This is a genomic window from Pseudomonas sp. B111 (assembly GCF_026428275.1).
Taxonomy (GTDB): Bacteria; Pseudomonadota; Gammaproteobacteria; order Pseudomonadales; family Pseudomonadaceae; genus Pseudomonas; species Pseudomonas aeruginosa.
This window is the reverse complement of the sequence record NZ_CP097857.1, coordinates 1147024-1163794: the sequence shown is the minus strand read 5'-3', so window position 1 is coordinate 1163794 and position 16771 is coordinate 1147024. Positions and strand designations below refer to the sequence as shown.

Here is a 16771-nt window from a genome sequence, read left to right as displayed (position 1 = left end):
GACTTCCGACGCCTGCCGCCGAATTCAGGAGATTCACATGTGTCCTTGCCCTCACTCCCAGGCCCAGGGAGAAACGGACGGAGAGGCTGAGTGGCATAACGCCGCCCTGGACTTCACCCATGCGATGAGCTACGGCGATTACCTGAAGCTGGACAAGGTCCTGGACGCCCAGTTCCCGCTTTCGCCCGACCACAACGAAATGCTGTTCATCATCCAGCACCAGACCTCGGAGCTATGGATGAAGCTGATGCTCCACGAACTGCGGGCCGCCCGGGAGCACGTCAAGTCAGGCAAGCTCGGTCCGGCGCTGAAAATGCTCGCCAGGGTCTCGCGGATCTTCGACCAACTGGTACACGCCTGGGCGGTGCTGGCCACCATGACGCCGACCGAGTACAACACCATCCGCCCGTACCTGGGCCAGTCTTCCGGTTTCCAGTCCTACCAGTACCGCGAGATCGAATTCATCCTCGGCAACAAGAACGCCACCCTGCTCAAGCCCCATGCTCACCGCGCCGAGCTGCTGGCAGCCTTGGAGCAGGCCCTGCATACGCCGTCGCTATACGACGAAGCGATCCGCCTGATGGCCGCCCAGGGGCTGCCGGTAAGCCAGGAGCGGCTCGTCCGGGACGCGGCGGCCGGCACCTGTTACGAGGCCTCGGTGGAGGCGGCGTGGCGACAGGTCTACCAGGCGCCGGAGCGCTACTGGGACCTGTATCAGTTGGCGGAAAAACTGATCGACCTGGAGGATTCGTTCCGCCAGTGGCGCTTCCGTCACGTGACCACGGTGGAGCGCATCATCGGTTTCAAACCCGGCACGGGCGGAACCGAGGGAGTGGGGTATCTGCGCAGCATGCTCGATACCATCCTCTTCCCCGAACTGTGGCGGCTCCGTTCCAACCTGTAGTACCGGATGAGGCGCAGCATCCGCCTGCGCCTCAGTCGTTGCCGGCGCCTCCCGCCGCCCACTCTTGCCGCAAAAGCCCCATGAGAACGACATTCCAGCGTTCCCGGCCGACCCGGGTGGCGGAGCGGCGCAAGCCTTCTTCGCGGAACCCCGCGCGTCGATAGAGATGACGGGCGGCAGCGTTCCAGTCGTACACGTTCAATTCAACGCGCTCGATGTCGGCGTCGGCGAAAGCCTCGGCGAGCAGCGCCTCCAGCATCGGTAGCCCCAGGCCCTGGCCGCGTGCGTTTGGCGCCAGGGCTATGCGAGCCAGGCGGACGACGCCGTTGCGGCGGTCGAACAGCAACTGGCAATGGCCGATGACCTGGCCATCCAGGCAAGCGCTCCAGAGCAGGCGCAGCGGCGGTTGTCGGCGGCTTTCCGCGAGGTCTTCATGCATCTGCTCGAGGCTCAGCGGATGCCGCAGGGCGGGGCCGGCCCATTGCACCAGCTCCTTTTCCGTGGCGAACCAGCGTTGCAGGGTGGGGAAGTGTTCCAGCTGGAACGGGACGAGTTGCAGGTCCGGGACGGAACCCGTGCCGGGTGTGGGCATGCGGAGTGCCTCGCTCAGGTCATCGGGGGGAGCCGGCGTTTAACCGGGGACTTCTTGACGATGGCGGTGTTGGTTTCCGCGTAGCCGTTGATCCTGTCCAGCAGCGTGTCGAGCTGTTCCATCGAACGGACCTGGAGGCGGGCGATGAAGCAGTCGTCACCGGTGACCTTGTCGCACTCGGTGAACTCGGCGATGTCCTGGATCTGTCGCTCGACCTCGTGCAGCTTGCCGGGCAGGGGGCGGATGCGCACGATCGCCTGGAACTGGTAGCCGAAACAGCGGGGGTCGACATCCAGGGTGTAGCTGCGGATCACGCCGCGTTCTTCCAGTTTGCGCAGGCGTTCGGCGACGCTCGGGGCCGATAGTCCGCTGACCTGGGCGAGGGCCTTGAGGGACAGTCGCGAGTCAGCCATGAGGGCGTTGATCAGGCGTTGGTCGATGTCGTCGGTCATGTCGGCCTCGAAAGTTTTTTTTCAAAATAGCCCTGATAAAAAAGGTCGTCACGGGTTTTTGCCTGAGTAATGCGATGGAGGGCTGGAAGACGGCTTTGGATAATCATAGGCCTGTCTTGCGGGAGAGCGCTCATGAACGATCCGATCCGTCGCGGTACGCTGGAAATGACTTCGGCCATGCTGATCTGCGGCACCATTGGCTGGCTGGTGCTGCTCTCCGGGCAGCCCGTGCTGGACGTGGTGTTCTGGCGCTGCGTATTCGGTTTCGCCGCCCTGCTGGTCGCCTGTGCCGCGCTGGGCTTCCTGCGCCGCGGCAGCCTGGGGCGCGAGGCGTTCCTGCTGGCGCTCCTCAGCGGGGTGTTCATCGTCGGCAACTGGGTGTTGCTGTTCGCATCCTACTCACGGGCTTCGATCGCCATCGGTACCGCGGTCTACAACGTCCAGCCGTTCATGCTGGTGGGGCTAGGCGCGGCGTTTCTCGGCGAGAAGGTCACGGCGCGCAAGCTGGGCTGGCTGGGGCTTTCGTTCGCCGGCATGCTGGCGATCGTCAGCGCCCACGGCGACAGCGACGCCCCGCGCGGGGACTACCTGTTCGGTATCCTCCTGGCGCTCGCTGCCGCGCTGCTGTATGCCTTTGCCGCGCTGATCGTGAAGCGCCTGCAAGGCACGCCGCCGCATCTTATCGCGTTGATCCAGGTGGGCACCGGCGTGCTGATGCTCGCACCGCTGGCGAACCTTGCCGAACTGCCCCGGGGCGTTGCTCCCTGGGCCAGCCTGGCGACCCTGGGAATCGTCCATACCGGGCTGATGTACGTGCTGCTCTACGGCGCCATTCAGAAATTGCCGACGGCGCTGACCGGTGCGTTGTCCTTCATCTATCCGGTCGCGGCGATCCTGGTGGACTGGCTGGTCTTCGAACATCGCCTGAGCCTGGCGCAGTGGCTTGGCGTGGCCGCCATCCTGCTTGCCGCGGCGGGCATGCAGCAGGGTTGGAGCGTGCGCCTGCCGGGGCCGGCAGTGCGGCGCGGCTGAGGCGGCGGGGAAAAGAAAAAGCCCCGTGACGGGGGCGGGGCTTTTCTACAGCGATCTCGGCCGATCAGTTGCCGAAGACCTTGAAGCGTTCGCTTTCGGCGATGAAGGCTTTCTCGCCCGCCGGGGCGGCGATGGCGCCGAAAGGCATCTGTGCGCGCAGCTTCCAGCTTTCCGGCAGGTTCCAGGTCTTGTGGGTCTGGGCATCTACCAGCGGGTTGTAGTGCTGCAGGCTGGCGCCGACCTTGTGCTCGGCGAGGACGGTCCAGACCGCGAACTGAGCCATGCCGCTGGCCTGCTCCGACCACACCGGGAAGTTATCGGCGTAGAGGGCGAACTGCTCCTGAAGCTGGCGCACTACCGTCTGGTCTTCGAAGAACAGTACGGTGCCGGCACCGGCAGCGAAGGAGTTGAGCTTGGTTTCGGTGGCGGCGAAGGCGTCGGCGGGAACGATCTTCTTCAACTCGTCCTTGGCGATGTTCCAGAACTGCTCGTGCTCGGCGCCGAACAGCACGACCACCCGCGAGGTCTGCGAGTTGAACGCGGAAGGGCTGTGCGAGACGGCCTCCTTGACCAGTTCGACGACTTTCTCCTGGGAGATAGGCAGTTGCTTGTCCAGGGCGTAGATGGTGCGGCGGTTCTTGATGGAGGAGAGGAATGCGTCAGACATCGTGAGGCTCCTTGTTTGGAAGTTGGATTCGATATTAGCGACGGCCTCGATGAGATCAATGGGAAATAACCGGTGATTCCTATCGACTGATGCGATGGATGTCCTGTTTCCCCAGGAAAGCCGGGTATCAGCAGTCCAGCGAGGCCGACAGCGAGGGATGGCGAGTGCGGATGAAATCGGAATATCGAGAAAGTCGATGGGCATAAACCCGCGAGGACCTGACCGTTGATTCAGGTCAAGCAGGGTGGAGGCCAGGGAGGCGGCCAACCTTTAGTGATGGTGACCCGGCGGCCCGGCTCGGTGATGGTTCGATTGTAGGATTGTCGGACAAAAACTGGAGCGCACGATGTTTGAAAATTTCTCTCCCACCACCATGCTGGCCATCAAGAAGTACGCCTATTGGCTCTGGCTGCTGCTGGCGTTGTCCATGCCGTTCAACTACTGGATGGCCCAGGACAGCGCGCATCCGGCCTTCTGGGCATTTTCCCTGGTGATTGCGGTATTCGGCATCGGGCCATTGCTGGACATGCTGTTCGGTCGTGACCCGGCCAACCCAGACGAGGAAACCCAGACGCCGCAGTTGCTCGGCCAGGGCTACTACGTATTGCTGACCCTGGCCACGGTGCCGGTGCTCATCGGCACGCTGGTCTGGGCCGCTGGCGTGTTCGTCGCTTTCCAGGAATGGGGCTGGCTCGGCCGGTTGGGCTGGATCCTCTCGATGGGCACGGTGATGGGAGCGGTGGGGATCGTCGTCGCCCATGAGCTGATCCACAAGGACTCGGCGTTGGAGCAGGCTGCCGGTGGCATCCTGCTGGCCGCCGTGTGCTACGCGGGGTTCAAGGTCGAGCATGTGCGCGGCCACCATGTGCATGTGTCCACCCCGGAGGACGCTTCGTCGGCGCGTTTCGGCCAGTCGGTCTACCAGTTCCTGCCGCATGCCTACAAGTACAACTTCCTCAACGCCTGGCGCCTCGAAGCGGTGCGGCTGCGCAAGAAGGGCCTGCCGGTGTTCGGCTGGCAGAACGAACTGATCTGGTGGTACCTGCTGAGCCTGGCGTTGCTGGTCGGTTTCGGTTGGGCGTTCGGCTGGCTGGGGATGGTTTTCTTCCTTGGCCAGGCGTTCGTCGCGGTGACCCTGCTGGAAATCATCAACTACGTCGAGCACTACGGCCTGCATCGGCGGAAGGGCGAGGACGGGCGCTACGAGCGGACCAACCATACCCACTCCTGGAACAGCAACTTCGTCTTCACCAACCTGGTCCTGTTCCATCTGCAACGGCATTCCGACCATCATGCCTTCGCCAAACGCCCCTACCAGGCCCTCCGCCATTATGACGATAGCCCGCAGATGCCCAGCGGTTACGCCGGGATGGTGGTGCTGGCGCTGATCCCGCCGCTGTGGCGGGCGGTCATGGATCCCAAGGTACGGGCCTACTATGCGGGCGAAGAGTTCCAGTTGACGGCCGAACAGAGCGAGCGGCCGGCGGCCTCCTGAGCATCGCCGATGCCTCCCGCTCCGTGCCCGGATAGCTCTTCGTTCGGGTAATTCCGCCTTGCCGGGGGTTGGCTATCCTTAGCGATATCTCGCATGGAAAGGAGCCCAGGGATGAACATTCGGCAGAGGATCCTCGCTTCGGGCGCCATCGGCATCGTGGCTGTGGTGCTGCTCGGCGGGGTCGGCTTCTGGGGGCAATTGCGGTTGGGCAAGGCGCTGACGGAGAACGAGCTGAGCGTCAATGCGCTGCGCAACCACATGGAAGGCGACATGATGCACGACGCCTTGCGCGCCGACGTCCTGGCGGCGTTCGTGGTCCAGCCCGGCGACGGCGCGGCGGCCGAGCAGGTCCGCGAGGACCTGCAGGAGCACAGTCAGTGGTTTCGCAAGGTAGTCGAGCAGAACCAGGGGCTGCCTCTCAACGACGCCATCCACCAGGCGCTGGTCGAGTTGCGGCCCGACCTGGAAGCCTACATCGGCGCCGCCGAGAGCATCGTCGGCAAGGCGTTGCTCGATCCCGTGGCGGCGCGGGCCGAGCTGCCGCAGTTCGTCCAGGCCTTCAAGGATCTGGAAGGGCGCAACGAAGCGCTCAGCAGCCTGATCGAGAAACACGTCGAGCAGACCAACCGGGCGCGCGAAGACAGTATGCGCTATTCCGCCTGGATGCTCGCGGGCGGCATCCTGGTCGCCTGCCTGGTCCTCGGACAGCTCTGTCGCCAGTTGCTGCGCGCCGTCCTGCAGCCGCTGCGCAAACTGGTCTCATCGGCCCGGGTGATCGCCCAGGGCAACCTGCAGGAGCCGATCGGCGTCGACAGCAATGACGAGGCCGGCCAGTTGCAGCGGGCGTTGGGCGAGATGCAGGAGAACCTGCGGCAGATGATCACCATCATCCGCCAGGAAAGCGAAGAGCTCCACGACACCTCCCAGTCCATCGGCCAGACCTCGCAGTCGATCGTCCACGGCGCCAGCCAACAGGCCGACAGCGCCACCAGCATGGCTGCGAGCATGGAAGAGATGATCACCAATATCTCGCAGATTTCCGACCACGCCGACAACGCCAGGGTGATCTCGGCCAAGTCCGAGGAGCTGGCCAGCAGTGGCGGACAGGTGATCCTCAACGTGGTGGAAGGGATGAGCCGCATCGCCGACGTGGTCAACCAGTCCTCCACCAGCATCACCGCTCTCGGCCAGTCGTCGGACGAGATCCATTCGATCATCCAGGTGATCAAGGGGATCGCCGAGCAGACCAACCTGCTGGCATTGAACGCCGCCATCGAGGCGGCGCGGGCCGGAGAGGCCGGGCGCGGTTTCGCCGTGGTCGCCGACGAGGTGCGCGGGCTGGCGGCGCGGACCACCCAGTCGACCCAGGAGATCACCGCGATGATCGAGCGCATCCGCGCCAGCACGGGGCAAGCGATCAACAGCATGGAGGCCGGCGTGAGCCGGGTCAACGAGGGGGTGTCGTTCGCCCGCCAGGCAGGGGTGTCGATCAACGAGATCCTCGATGGAACCCGTCATGCCGCGTCGGTGGTCGACGAAATTTCCCAGACCATCCGCGAACAGTCGCGCGCCAGCGATGAAATCGCCCAGCGCGTGGAGCTCATCGCCCAGCGTTCGCAGCAGAACACCCAGGCGATGCACGAGATGGCCGCCACCGCCAGGCGCCTGAACGAGGTTGCGGCGACCATGCGCTCGTCGGTGGAGCGCTTCAAGATCTGACGGGGGCCGCCTAGGTCGTCGACTCCGGGAGGCGCACGAACAGCGTGTAGCGTGCGCCTTCGATCGCTTCGAAGGCGATCAGCTTCTCGATCAGCGCCAGGTTCAGGACCTTGCCCGCGTTGAGCAGCAGCATGCCGTTGTTGGCGGTGAGGTTGCGCGCCAGCACCATGCCCGGAACCAGGTCGCGGGTGCCATGGGCACGGACTTGCGGATCGGCCAGGGTGACGTCGGCAAGGGTCGTCGCGCAGACCTGGATGAACGGTTCGATCAGCTCGGGGTCGTACAGCCGGCCGGCGTACTTGCGGATGTAGATCAGCGCTTCGTCGCGATTCATGCGCCGTTCGAGGATCAGCCCACGCTGCAACTCGACGAAATCCACCGCCAGCTTCAAGAGGCGCGAGCCCAGGGGGATGGACTCGCCCTTGAGGTGGTCCGGATAGCCGCTGCCGTCCCAGTGCTCCTGGTGATGGCGAATCAGGCGGGCGGCGTCCTGCATCGGCTCCAGCGACATCAGCAGCGACTCGCTGAGTTCCGGGTAGCCGCGGAAACGATCGCGGTCGTGGTGATAGAGCAGGTCCGAGGGCGAGCGGAGCAGGGTGTCGTTCCAGCTCAGCTTGCCGATGTTGTAGAGCGCCGCGGCCATCGCCAGGTCGCGACCATCCGATTCGTCGACGAGACCGCTGGCACAGCAGGCGCGGACCAGTTCGATGATCTGCTGGTTGGTCTGCTTGTCCTTGGGCAGGCGCTGGTTGACCAGCAGCGAGAAGACCTCGGTGCCGACCACGTAGCTACGCTTTAGCTCCTCATAGGCGAGGTCGAGCATGTCGGCGGTCTGCTGCAGTTCGGCGGTGCGCGCCTGAACGCGCTTTTCCAGCGTGGCGTTGAGTTGCTGGAGGCGGTCGTTCTGCTCCTGGGTAAGTCGCTCCAGGCGCCGCCGCTCGCGCTCGGAATACAGGTATTCGAGCGACTGGCGCAGGGTCAGCAGCAACTCGTCGTCGTTCCACGGCTTGCTCAGGTAATGGTGGATGCGCCCTTCGTTGATGGCCTTGGCGATGGTCGGCAGGTCGGCATGGCCGGTGAGCAGGATGCGAATGGTTTCCGGGAAGCGGCGATGGATTTCCGCGAGCAGGGCGGCACCGTCCATGTTCGGCATGCGGGCGTCGGACACCACCAGGTCCACGGGCCGGCTTTCCAGCAGTTGCAGGGCCTGTTCGCCGCTTTCCGCCAGCAACAGGTCGTAGGGCTGGTTGCGTAGCAGCCGGCGCAGGCTGCTGAGGATCAGCGGCTCGTCGTCGACCAGCAGTACGCTGAAGCGGATCTCCGTCTCGTTGGAAGGAGGTGCGCTATCGTTCATGAGTGTCTGTCCACCGGGTGAGTTTTGCCTGAGTGCTTCAGGCAAGCATAGTCCGAGTCTGGCCTGGACGAGGGGCATGCATGCGGCGGCAGGGCGAGCGGAGGTGCGGATCATGGAGGCGTTACCCATCAGGAACCGGCGCTTGCTGGTGATCGATGAGCGGCAGGCGGATCGAGATCGTGTATGCGGGTTGTTGCAGGGAACCCTAGGGGCCGAATCGCCTCCCGTGGCGCCTGAGCGGGGCTACCAGGTGGATACGGCGGGAAGCGCCGAGGAGGCATTGGGGCGGATACGCTCGGCCCTCCAGGCCGATGCGCCGTATGCCGTGGTGTTTCTCGGGATGTCGTCGGTAGGCGCGGATATTCCCGTTCTCGAGCGGTTCTGGCGTCTCGACTCCCGCTTGCAGGTCGTGGTGCATGCGCCTCCCGCCGATTTTCCGCTATTGGCGCCGTGGGCCGCGGAAGAGCGCCTGCTGCTCCTCGGCCTGCCTTTGCAGGGACAGGAGGTCCGCCAGATGGCCGGCAATCTCAGCGCCAAGTGGAACGTGACGGCTCACCTCCAATTGCAGATGAGCCGGATGGAGGCTGCCATCCAGGAGATCACCCAGGAAGTCGGCCAGGCCAAGGAGGCGCTGGAGAAAGAGATCGGCGAGCGCAAGGAGCTGGAAAGCCAACTGGTGCAGACGGAGAAGCTTGCCTCGATCGGCCACCTGGCCGCCGGCGTCGCCCATGAGATCAATAACCCCATCAGCTACGTTTCCTCCAACTACACCACCCTGGAGGAGCACGTCAGGCGTTTGCTGGAGGTACTTGAAGCCTATGAAGAGGCTCGCCCCGCGATCCGCGACGAGGCGCTGGCAAGACGCCTGGAGCAGCTCGGTGAGCGGGTCGAACTGGCCTTCGTCAAGGAAGATGTCGCTGTGTTGCTGCGCGAATCCAGGGAGGGAATAGGGCGGGTGCGCAAGATCGTCCAGGACCTGAAGAACTTCTCCCGCGTCGACGCCGAGGACGACTGGCAGTGGACCGATCTGCACCAGGGGATCGAGTCGACCCTCAATATCGTCGCCAGCGAACTGAAGTACCGGGCCGACGTGGTCCGCGAATACGGCGATCTGCCCGAGGTGAAGTGCCTGCCGTCGCAGATCAACCAGGTGGTGATGAACCTGGTGATGAACGCGGCCCAGGCGATGGGGCCGGAGCGGGGTCGCATCGTGATTCGCACGGGGCATACCCTGGAGCATGCCTGGATCGAAGTGGAAGACTCGGGGCAGGGTATCTCCCCCGAGATCCTGCCGCGCATCTTCGATCCGTTCTTCACCACCAAGCCGGTAGGCAAGGGGACCGGCCTGGGGTTGTCACTCTCCTACGGCATCGTCCAGAAACACGGCGGCACCATCGAGGTACGCAGCCAGCCGGGAGTCGGCAGCGCTTTCCGGATCGTGCTTCCCCTGGAATCGCCTGGCAACCTGGGCGGAGCCCACGGAAATTAACTGTTGCGCCGCTTAAGGTAACGTAAGACAATGATTTATCTACCGTTTGGGGTGGGTCTCGGGTTGGGATGCCGGTTTGGTTCCCATTGCCGGCTCACTTGAAGCGAGATCCTGCCCGGATGGCGAAATCGGTAGACGCAAGGGACTTAAAATCCCTCGGGGGTAACCCCGTGCCGGTTCGACCCCGGCTCCGGGCACCATCGTGTTTCCTGGCGTTCAGCCGACTTCTGCGCTCCTTCCCCGATTTTCTTCTGGCCCGCAATCGCGCGGCAGTCAACGAGTCGACGTTGCCTTCTTTCCCTCCTCGGCCTTGGAGGCGTTTCATTCTAGTACGGCTCCGTATAGGGTTCGCCCTGGCTGGCGAGCGGGAGTGTTTGTTCAGTTTGAAGTAGTTGTCTTTGGAAGTTTGTTTTTTTGTCGTTATCTTCTGCTCCTGCTTTTTAATTTCCTTTCCGAATATATTCAATTCACTGGCGGAATTATTGTGTTTTCTCCTGCATGAATTGATAGGCGGTACTTTCTCGCTGCTGTGCTTTGCTGACAGGGAAGGATCGCGAATCAGGGTTTTTCGCCTCTTTCGTTTATGAACAGGAATTCATATATCGGAGATCAATCATGGCTTGGAAAGGTGAGGTTCTGGCTAATAACGAAGCAGGGCAGGTAACGTCGATTATCTACAATCCGGGCGATGTCATTACCATCGTCGCCGCCGGTTGGGCCAGTTACGGACCTACCCAGAAATGGGGGCCGCAGGGCGATCGGGAGCATCCGGACCAAGGGCTGATCTGCCACGATGCGTTTTGTGGCGCGCTGGTCATGAAGATTGGCAACAGCGGAACCATTCCGGTCAATACCGGGTTGTTCCGTTGGGTTGCACCCAATAATGTCCAGGGCGCAATCACTCTTATCTACAACGACGTGCCCGGAACCTATGGCAATAACTCCGGCTCGTTCAGCGTCAATATTGGAAAGGATCAGTCCTGATAACTTGTCTCTGAAAAAAAAAAGGGCCCGAATGGGCTCTTTTTTTAAATACAAATAAAGTGAAGTTGCCCGTGTGGCCGTTATGAACGGACAGGCAGCGCTTCGCAGTTGCGACTACCAATGACAAGGGTATCGAACTCCTGGGGCTGCCGCGGTCGTGGGAAACCGAGCGAGTGGGGGCGGGGAACTGCTTCAACACGCTTCGGCCTGAACGGGAATATCGATTCCTGACCCGATTCAGAATTCCGTCCACATAGTAGACAGTACCGAAGCCGATGCCCTGCCGACTTTCCCTGGTTGTATTTCCCGCTCTCTTCTCCATTGCCGCTGGCGCCGCGGAGGAACTCAAGGACATGGCAGGTTCGACCATCGTCGTTGCCGGAAGACTCGAGGCCGTCGAATGCCCTGGCGCAGGCCTGTACGATTGCACGGGGTGGCCTGCCAACCTGTACCGTTTCGAGGGACAGGACGTATGCCTCAGCATCGAGGCTGGCTGCGATTACAGTTGCGATGGCATTCTCAGCGAGAAGGGCGGCACGCAATCGATCCTGGTTTCCGGCTCCTATCGCGATCACATCCGCAAGGTGGAAGGCACGCAGGTCTCCTGCCCGCGCTAGAGACGCTCGGCCGAGTGCTGGAAATATCGCGAGGTGCAACGGACGGTCTGCCGCCCGCTGAAGAAGGCGAGCGGATCGGGATGTGCTAGGGTGCCCGTTTGCAGGGAGGACCCAGGGCATGGAGCACCCATACAAGACCCCAGAGGCGGACCTGGCCGACGAGAGGCTGACTGCGGGAGGTTTCCTTTCCGGTGGGCAGCCGCTGTGGAAGGCATTCTGGCTGTTCTTCGCTGCGGGTTTCTTATTGCTCAGTGTCGCCGCCAGGCAGGCGATGGTGGCCATTGTCGATCCGCTGATGCAGGAAGCTCCCGGCGAACATGCGGTGGCCCTGACCTTGTGGGGAATGATCGGTGTCGAGCTGGTGAGGCTGGCCTACCTGTGCCTCAGCCTCGTCGTGGTCTGGCGCTGCGGGCGCAACTCCCGCTGGGTGGCTGCGCGCCATGCCAGCAGGGCGGTGCTGTCGGCACTGATACTCCTGACCCTTTACTCGATCTATCTGGTCTGGGCCTTGCTCGCCAGTCCCTGAGCGACGCGCCGAGGCTGGCGAGCATGCTGGTACGGCCCATTCCACGTGCCTGCGTCGGCTAGCGCCGCAGCCAGTCCTCCAGTTGCTCCGGCAGCATCGGCTGGGCGATCAGATAGCCCTGGCCCTCGTGGCAGCCCCAGGCCTGCAGCAGGTGGAAGGTGTCGTGGGTCTCGATGCCTTCCGCGACCACCCGATAACCCAACTGGCTGGCCAGGCCGATCACCGCCTGGGTGACGCTCTGCGCCTTCGGCGAGCCGGCGAGGTCGCGGGTGAATGATTGATCGAGCTTGATGGCGGTGACCGGCAGGTCGCGCAGGTAGGTCCAGTTGCTGTAGCCGGTGCCGAAGTCGTCCACGGCGATGCCCATGCCAAGCTCCCGGGCACGCAGCAGCACCGAGCCGACCGCCGAGGCGTCGCGGATGAGGACGCTTTCGGTGAATTCCAGCTCGAGGGCGGAAAGGTCGATGTCGTAGGTTTTGGCGAGTCTGACGGCCTCTTCCAGGAAGCTGCTGTCTTCCATGTCCGATGCCGATACGTTGATCGCCAGCCTGAGCGGGATGTTCCGTGCGTTCCATTGCGCCAGTTTGGCCATGGCATGGCGCAGCACCCAGTCGCTGAGGGGGCGCATCAGTGCGGTTTTCTCCGCCAGGGGCACGAATTCGGCGGGGCTGACGAAGCCGAGTTGCGGGTGCCGCCAGCGCAGCAGCGCTTCCACGCCCGTGCACCTGCCTGTCGGCAGGTCGATTTTCGGCTGATACACCAGATGGAAGCCTTCTTCGGTTCCGATCGCCTGGGACAGCGAGGTCAGCAATGTGAAGGCGCGCTGCTGGGCCTGGTCCAGCGGCGGGTTGTAGCGGGCCCAGCCGACACCGCGGTCGCGGGCGTCGTCGGCCGCGCTGACCACCAGGCGCAGCCAGTCCTGGTCGCCGTCGAGGGGATCGTCGGCAAGCGGTAGTACGCCGAGTCCCACGATGGCCTTGATCGGGATCCCGCGACATACGACGGGGCTTTCGAAGGCCCGCAGCAAGCGGAGGCAGACCGACTCGGTTTCTTCCTGTTGCTGCCGTGGCAGGAGCAGTCCGAAGCGCGTCGGGCTGATCTTGTAGAGGGTGAAATCCGGCAGTGCCGCGCGGATGCGGTCGCGCGCCTCGAGCATGAGGTCGTTGGAAAAGGGATAGCCCAGCGTACGGATGATGGTATTCAGCAGGGCGAGGGGCAGGAGGTCGGCGGCGATCACGGTGAGGGCGCCGTCGCGCTGCAGGCGCAGGGAAACGTCCTCCTGCAGGCGGAGACGGTTGTACAGGCCGGTTGGCTCGTCGATGTAGTTGGTCGAGCGCAGCGTATGGATACGGGCCATCACCAGGCGGGCGAAATGCTCGAGCATGGCGATGTCGCGCTCGGACAGCGGCCCGCGTGGTTCCCGGTCGATGACGCAGAGGCTGCCGAGGTTGAGACCCTCCGCGGTGGCCAGCGGAGCCCCGGCGTAGAAGCGGATGCGCGGTTCGCCTTGCACATAGGGATTGTCCCGGAAGCGCGGGTCGAGGGTGGCGTCGGCCACCTCGAAGACTCCCTTGCCCAGGATCGCGTAGGCGCAGAACGAATCCCGTCGCGGCGTCTGCCGGGTATCGAGGCCGATGCTCGCGCGAAACCACTGGCGCTGGTGGTCGAGGATGGAAATGAGCGCGATGGGCGTCTGGAAGTAGGACGTAGCGGCGGCGAGGATTTCCTCGAATACCTCGTCCGCACCTTCTTCCAGCAATCCGAGTTGGTCGACGTAGGCTTGCCTGGAATGCTCGTTCGCGGGATAGGGTGGGGTTGCCATGCTGGACTCCTGGGCTACTGCGATGTCGGGCATCGGCAATCAATGATGTCATTGTGCCTTTATTTCGTGGAGCGCGGGCTCTTTCCCAGATTGCAGCGATGAAAGGGCATGGGGGTTGATCGCGGTCATGCCGGTAGGGCCTTCGACGCCGACGCCAGCTCTGCGAAACCGATTACCTGCCAATCGGACGTTTCCTATATCGACCGGCACCACCGCTCGCTAAAACGGTCGCACATGCTTCCACCGAGAAAAGACATGTCCGATACGTTCTCCTTCGCCTCGCGCCTCTGCAAGTTCGTCATCCTTCTCGTCATCCTGCTGATCGGCGGAGCCAGCCTCTACCTGTGGTGGCTGGGGCGGCCTTACCAAGACGCCATGTCCGCCTTCGTCCCGTTGCTCATGCCGATGCTCGTGCTGGTGCTGGCGTTCGATACGTTCCGGGCCCTCGCCCGAACGAGGCGCTAGGCGTCAGCGAGGCAGCGCTGTATTCCCGTCGTTCTACCCTGCCAGTTCTGGTAGGCGGCGGGTCTTCGCAGGCAAGCGCTTGAACTGGGTGAGGTTTCCGGATTTGTCCTGTTTCCGTGGCGAAGCCGTGCTTGCCTAATCCCCCGGTTCATCTAGATATACCCATGGCTTCCTCAGGGTTAAGGAGAAGTCATGCAACGAATCGTCATCGTCGGGGGCGGAGTGGGCGGCACTATGCTCGCCAACCTGCTGGTCGTCCGGCTCTACCCGGAGATACTCGGCGGCGAGGTGCAGGTACTGCTGATTTCCGACTCGCCGGATCACTACTACAAGCCGGCCTTCATGTACGTCGCCTTCGAGCAATTCTTCCTCGAAGATCTGAAACGACCGCAGCGCTCGCTGCTGCGGCCGGAAGTGATGTTCCAGCTCGACCGGGTCGACCGTTTCGATTTCCCCCGCCAGGAACTGCAGACCCGCAGCGGCAGGCGCCATGGCTACGACTACCTGGTGATCGCCACGGGTTGCGTGCCGGCTCCGGAACGTATCGAGGGGCTGAAAGAGGCTGGCGACCATTTCTACCAGTACCAGCCGGCCCGTCGGTTGGCCGAGCGGCTGGCGAGCCTGGAGTCGGGGCGGGTATTCATCACGGTGAGCTTCCCGAGGACGCCGAATGTGCCCCACCAGTGCGGGATCGCGCCTGTGGAGACGACCCTGATGCTCGACGACTACTTGCGCCGCCGGGGTGTCCGCGAACGTGTCGAGATCGTCTACACCTATCCCACCACGGCCCAGTTGCTGCGCAACTGTCTGTTCCTGCAACGACCGACCTGCGAAATCCTGCCGAGCCTGTTCGAGCAACGCGGCATCCGTTTCCAGCGCGGTTTTACCCTGGCCAGGGTCGACCCGGAGCGGCGCATCGCCTATTCGGAGGAGGGCGACGAGCAGCCGTTCGACTTGCTCATGGCGACACCGCCGATCCACGCCGTGGATGCGGTCCGGGAGTGCGGCCTGTCCCAGGCCGCCGCCGACGAAGGCTGGTTGCCGACGAACCATGAAACCTTGCAGGTGTATGGCGTCGACCGGGTGTATACCCTGGGCGATACCGTCGATCTGCCGGTGAGCAAGGCCGGTGGTGCCTGTCACAACCAGGCGCCGGTAGTCGCCAGCAACATCGCTGCCGAGATTCGTCTCGGTAAGCCCTGCGCGATCTACGATGGACGAGTCCAGGCTGTCGCGCAGATGGGCCTGAACGCCGGAATGCCGCTCTGGTACGACTATCGGCACGACGTAAAGCCGACCCCGCCGACCAAGCTTGGCGGGTTGTTGCGCCAGGGTTTCAATCGCGGCCTGTACTGGGCCGTAGCCCGTGGAATGCTTTGACCCCGCACGGGGAGGAGCCGACATGGATAGCCATCAGCAGCCATACGCGTCGCAGGCGCAGGCCGATACCACCCTGTTTCCCGAGCAGACCCGCGAGAGTCTCCAGGCCCTGGCCGTCAAGTTGCAGCCGCTGATCGAGGGCCACCGCCTGGACAACCTGGTGGATCTGCTGTCACTGCTTTCGGATATCGTCGATCTGCTGGACCCGGCCATGGTGGACAGGCTGGCGCAGCTCTTCGAGCAGGTCACCAGTGTCGGTTGGTCAGTCGGTAACGCGGTACGCGTGGCCAAGGCGGAGCTGCTCCGAGAGCAGCCGCCAAGCCTGAAAGACCTGCTGCGGTTGTTGCGCGACGCCGATACCCGGCGCGGGCTGGTTCTCGTGCTGGGTAGCTTGCGCAGCCTGGGGTGCCAACTCGCCGCGGAGCAGGAGGTTGCCCATGGTGCATGACCTTCTCCGAGATCGTGCGGATCTAGAGGCGCGTTGGAACCCTTCCGCCTACATGCAGTTCGCCCGATTGCGCCAGCGGCCGGTGGTCGAGTTGCTGGACCATATCGAGCTGTGCTGTCCGGAACGGATCTACGATCTTGGCTGCGGAACCGGCATCGCCACCGAATTGCTCGCCCGCCGCTGGCCGCTGGCCGAACTGCACGGCGTGGACAGCTCCGTGGAGATGCTCGAGGAGGCCGCGCGCTTGCCGATCAAGGCCAGTTGGGAACGCGCCAACCTGCGCCACTGGTGCGCCGAGCGCCCTGCCAGCCTGCTGTTCGCAGCGGCGGTACTGCACTTTCTCGAAGATCACGGCAAGCTGCTGCCACGCCTGCTGGGGCAACTGGCTCCGGGAGGCTGCCTGGCGGCGCACATGCCGAACTGGCGCGATGCTTCCTGGTATCGCCTGATGCTCGATGCGCTGGACAGTGCGGGCCCCGGCGGTGCATCGCTGGGCAGCCCCGCGTTGCGCTATAGGCTGCATCGGCGCAATGTGCTGTCGCTGGACAACTACTACCGGCTACTGGCACCGCTGACGGCGGAGCTGGACATCTGGGAGACCGAGTACCTGCAAGTGGTGGACGGCAACGACCCGATCTTCGATTGGATCAAGGTCTCCGCCTTGCGTCCGGTGCTCGGCGAACTGGACGAGGAGGCGCGTCGGCGCTTCCTCGACCGTTACCTGGAACTGCTGCACCGTCACTATCCACGGGAACTGGATGGACGAACGCTGTTCCCGTTCCGCCGAGTATTCATCGTCGCCAGTCTCGGCCGCTGAACGGGCGT

The 16771-nt window shown here is 63.5% G+C and carries 17 protein-coding genes and 1 tRNA gene; 13 read left to right on the top strand and 5 right to left on the bottom strand.

What is annotated here, in order from left to right; genetic code table 11:
• Positions 1 to 37: 37 nt before the first annotated feature.
• On the top strand, positions 38 to 904 hold the full coding sequence (gene kynA / locus M6E97_RS05330; protein ID WP_003090069.1) for a tryptophan 2,3-dioxygenase: 867 nt from the start codon (positions 38 to 40) through the stop codon (positions 902 to 904).
• Between the two features lie 31 nt (positions 905 to 935).
• Here kynA and M6E97_RS05325 read toward each other — a convergent pair whose 3' ends face one another.
• Both M6E97_RS05325 and M6E97_RS05320 read right to left on the bottom strand, forming a co-directional pair.
• Positions 936 to 1496: a GNAT family N-acetyltransferase gene (locus M6E97_RS05325; protein WP_003090067.1), complete on the bottom strand. Its 561-nt coding sequence runs from the start codon at positions 1494 to 1496 to the stop codon at positions 936 to 938.
• A gap of 14 nt (positions 1497 to 1510) precedes the next feature.
• Complete coding sequence (locus tag M6E97_RS05320; RefSeq protein WP_033938724.1) at positions 1511 to 1948, bottom strand: Lrp/AsnC family transcriptional regulator; 438 nt, start codon at positions 1946 to 1948, stop codon at positions 1511 to 1513.
• A 132-nt stretch (positions 1949 to 2080) separates the two neighbouring features.
• Between M6E97_RS05320 and M6E97_RS05315 the strand changes: the two genes are divergently transcribed.
• On the top strand, positions 2081 to 2980 hold the full coding sequence (locus tag M6E97_RS05315) for a DMT family transporter (protein ID WP_019371712.1): 900 nt from the start codon (positions 2081 to 2083) through the stop codon (positions 2978 to 2980).
• A 64-nt stretch (positions 2981 to 3044) separates the two neighbouring features.
• Here the strand turns inward: M6E97_RS05315 and M6E97_RS05310 are convergent, their stop codons facing one another.
• Positions 3045 to 3647: a nitroreductase family protein gene (locus M6E97_RS05310; RefSeq protein ID WP_003090061.1), complete on the bottom strand. Its 603-nt coding sequence runs from the start codon at positions 3645 to 3647 to the stop codon at positions 3045 to 3047.
• A gap of 346 nt (positions 3648 to 3993) precedes the next feature.
• Between M6E97_RS05310 and alkB1 the strand changes: the two genes are divergently transcribed.
• Together alkB1 and M6E97_RS05300 are read left to right on the top strand one after the other, a co-directional pair.
• The gene (gene alkB1, locus M6E97_RS05305) at positions 3994 to 5142 is read left to right on the top strand and encodes an alkane 1-monooxygenase AlkB1 (protein ID WP_003090058.1); all 1149 of its coding nucleotides are present in this window, start codon (positions 3994 to 3996) and stop codon (positions 5140 to 5142) included.
• 111 nt (positions 5143 to 5253) lie between these two features.
• On the top strand, positions 5254 to 6861 hold the full coding sequence (locus M6E97_RS05300) for a methyl-accepting chemotaxis protein (RefSeq protein WP_003090055.1): 1608 nt from the start codon (positions 5254 to 5256) through the stop codon (positions 6859 to 6861).
• Between the two features lie 10 nt (positions 6862 to 6871).
• Here the strand turns inward: M6E97_RS05300 and M6E97_RS05295 are convergent, their stop codons facing one another.
• Positions 6872 to 8215, bottom strand: coding sequence for an HD domain-containing phosphohydrolase (locus M6E97_RS05295; protein ID WP_003090053.1), 1344 nt, complete (start codon positions 8213 to 8215; stop codon positions 6872 to 6874).
• Positions 8216 to 8291: 76 nt separating this feature from the next.
• On the opposite strand from M6E97_RS05295, the gene M6E97_RS05290 reads away from it, so the two are divergent.
• From M6E97_RS05290 to M6E97_RS05270, 5 genes are all read left to right on the top strand, one after another.
• Positions 8292 to 9704 (top strand): ATP-binding protein, encoded by a 1413-nt coding sequence (locus M6E97_RS05290; RefSeq protein WP_033938722.1) that lies wholly within the window; start codon positions 8292 to 8294, stop codon positions 9702 to 9704.
• 113 nt (positions 9705 to 9817) lie between these two features.
• Positions 9818 to 9904: transfer RNA gene (locus M6E97_RS05285), tRNA-Leu, on the top strand.
• Positions 9905 to 10319: 415 nt separating this feature from the next.
• On the top strand, positions 10320 to 10688 hold the full coding sequence (lecA, locus tag M6E97_RS05280) for a PA-I galactophilic lectin (RefSeq protein ID WP_003102492.1): 369 nt from the start codon (positions 10320 to 10322) through the stop codon (positions 10686 to 10688).
• A 275-nt stretch (positions 10689 to 10963) separates the two neighbouring features.
• On the top strand, positions 10964 to 11305 hold the full coding sequence (locus tag M6E97_RS05275) for a hypothetical protein (RefSeq protein WP_003120049.1): 342 nt from the start codon (positions 10964 to 10966) through the stop codon (positions 11303 to 11305).
• Between the two features lie 118 nt (positions 11306 to 11423).
• Complete coding sequence (locus tag M6E97_RS05270; RefSeq protein ID WP_003108811.1) at positions 11424 to 11831, top strand: hypothetical protein; 408 nt, start codon at positions 11424 to 11426, stop codon at positions 11829 to 11831.
• A gap of 58 nt (positions 11832 to 11889) precedes the next feature.
• On the opposite strand, the gene M6E97_RS05265 is transcribed toward M6E97_RS05270, so the two are convergent.
• Positions 11890 to 13653 carry a putative bifunctional diguanylate cyclase/phosphodiesterase gene (locus M6E97_RS05265; protein ID WP_033938720.1) on the bottom strand — a complete coding sequence of 588 codons (1764 nt, stop codon included), beginning with the start codon at positions 13651 to 13653 and terminating at the stop codon, positions 11890 to 11892.
• Positions 13654 to 13908: 255 nt separating this feature from the next.
• On the opposite strand from M6E97_RS05265, the gene M6E97_RS05260 reads away from it, so the two are divergent.
• From M6E97_RS05260 to M6E97_RS05245, 4 genes are all read left to right on the top strand, one after another.
• On the top strand, positions 13909 to 14118 hold the full coding sequence (locus M6E97_RS05260) for a hypothetical protein (protein ID WP_003090037.1): 210 nt from the start codon (positions 13909 to 13911) through the stop codon (positions 14116 to 14118).
• A gap of 192 nt (positions 14119 to 14310) precedes the next feature.
• Positions 14311 to 15498: an NAD(P)/FAD-dependent oxidoreductase gene (locus M6E97_RS05255; protein WP_003090036.1), complete on the top strand. Its 1188-nt coding sequence runs from the start codon at positions 14311 to 14313 to the stop codon at positions 15496 to 15498.
• Between the two features lie 22 nt (positions 15499 to 15520).
• Positions 15521 to 15946: a DUF1641 domain-containing protein gene (locus M6E97_RS05250; RefSeq protein WP_034005396.1), complete on the top strand. Its 426-nt coding sequence runs from the start codon at positions 15521 to 15523 to the stop codon at positions 15944 to 15946.
• Positions 15936 to 16763, top strand: a complete 828-nt coding sequence (locus M6E97_RS05245) for a class I SAM-dependent methyltransferase (protein ID WP_003090032.1) — start codon at positions 15936 to 15938, stop codon at positions 16761 to 16763. The genes M6E97_RS05250 and M6E97_RS05245 overlap by 11 nt, the downstream gene beginning before the upstream one ends.
• The last annotated feature ends 8 nt before the right edge of the window (positions 16764 to 16771 follow it).

Bases quoted from the DNA above. Each gene is read 5' to 3' on its own strand.
- kynA (WP_003090069.1), top strand. From the start codon at position 38: ATGTGTCCTTGCCCTCACTCCCAGGCCCAGGGAGAAACGGACGGAGAG.
- M6E97_RS05325 (WP_003090067.1), bottom strand. From the start codon at position 1,496: ATGCCCACACCCGGCACGGGTTCCGTCCCGGACCTGCAACTCGTCCCG.
- M6E97_RS05320 (WP_033938724.1), bottom strand. From the start codon at position 1,948: ATGACCGACGACATCGACCAACGCCTGATCAACGCCCTCATGGCTGAC.
- M6E97_RS05315 (WP_019371712.1), top strand. From the start codon at position 2,081: ATGAACGATCCGATCCGTCGCGGTACGCTGGAAATGACTTCGGCCATG.
- M6E97_RS05310 (WP_003090061.1), bottom strand. From the start codon at position 3,647: ATGTCTGACGCATTCCTCTCCTCCATCAAGAACCGCCGCACCATCTAC.
- alkB1 (WP_003090058.1), top strand. From the start codon at position 3,994: ATGTTTGAAAATTTCTCTCCCACCACCATGCTGGCCATCAAGAAGTAC.
- M6E97_RS05300 (WP_003090055.1), top strand. From the start codon at position 5,254: ATGAACATTCGGCAGAGGATCCTCGCTTCGGGCGCCATCGGCATCGTG.
- M6E97_RS05295 (WP_003090053.1), bottom strand. From the start codon at position 8,215: ATGAACGATAGCGCACCTCCTTCCAACGAGACGGAGATCCGCTTCAGC.
- M6E97_RS05290 (WP_033938722.1), top strand. From the start codon at position 8,292: ATGCATGCGGCGGCAGGGCGAGCGGAGGTGCGGATCATGGAGGCGTTA.
- lecA (WP_003102492.1), top strand. From the start codon at position 10,320: ATGGCTTGGAAAGGTGAGGTTCTGGCTAATAACGAAGCAGGGCAGGTA.
- M6E97_RS05275 (WP_003120049.1), top strand. From the start codon at position 10,964: ATGCCCTGCCGACTTTCCCTGGTTGTATTTCCCGCTCTCTTCTCCATT.
- M6E97_RS05270 (WP_003108811.1), top strand. From the start codon at position 11,424: ATGGAGCACCCATACAAGACCCCAGAGGCGGACCTGGCCGACGAGAGG.
- M6E97_RS05265 (WP_033938720.1), bottom strand. From the start codon at position 13,653: ATGGCAACCCCACCCTATCCCGCGAACGAGCATTCCAGGCAAGCCTAC.
- M6E97_RS05260 (WP_003090037.1), top strand. From the start codon at position 13,909: ATGTCCGATACGTTCTCCTTCGCCTCGCGCCTCTGCAAGTTCGTCATC.
- M6E97_RS05255 (WP_003090036.1), top strand. From the start codon at position 14,311: ATGCAACGAATCGTCATCGTCGGGGGCGGAGTGGGCGGCACTATGCTC.
- M6E97_RS05250 (WP_034005396.1), top strand. From the start codon at position 15,521: ATGGATAGCCATCAGCAGCCATACGCGTCGCAGGCGCAGGCCGATACC.
- M6E97_RS05245 (WP_003090032.1), top strand. From the start codon at position 15,936: ATGGTGCATGACCTTCTCCGAGATCGTGCGGATCTAGAGGCGCGTTGG.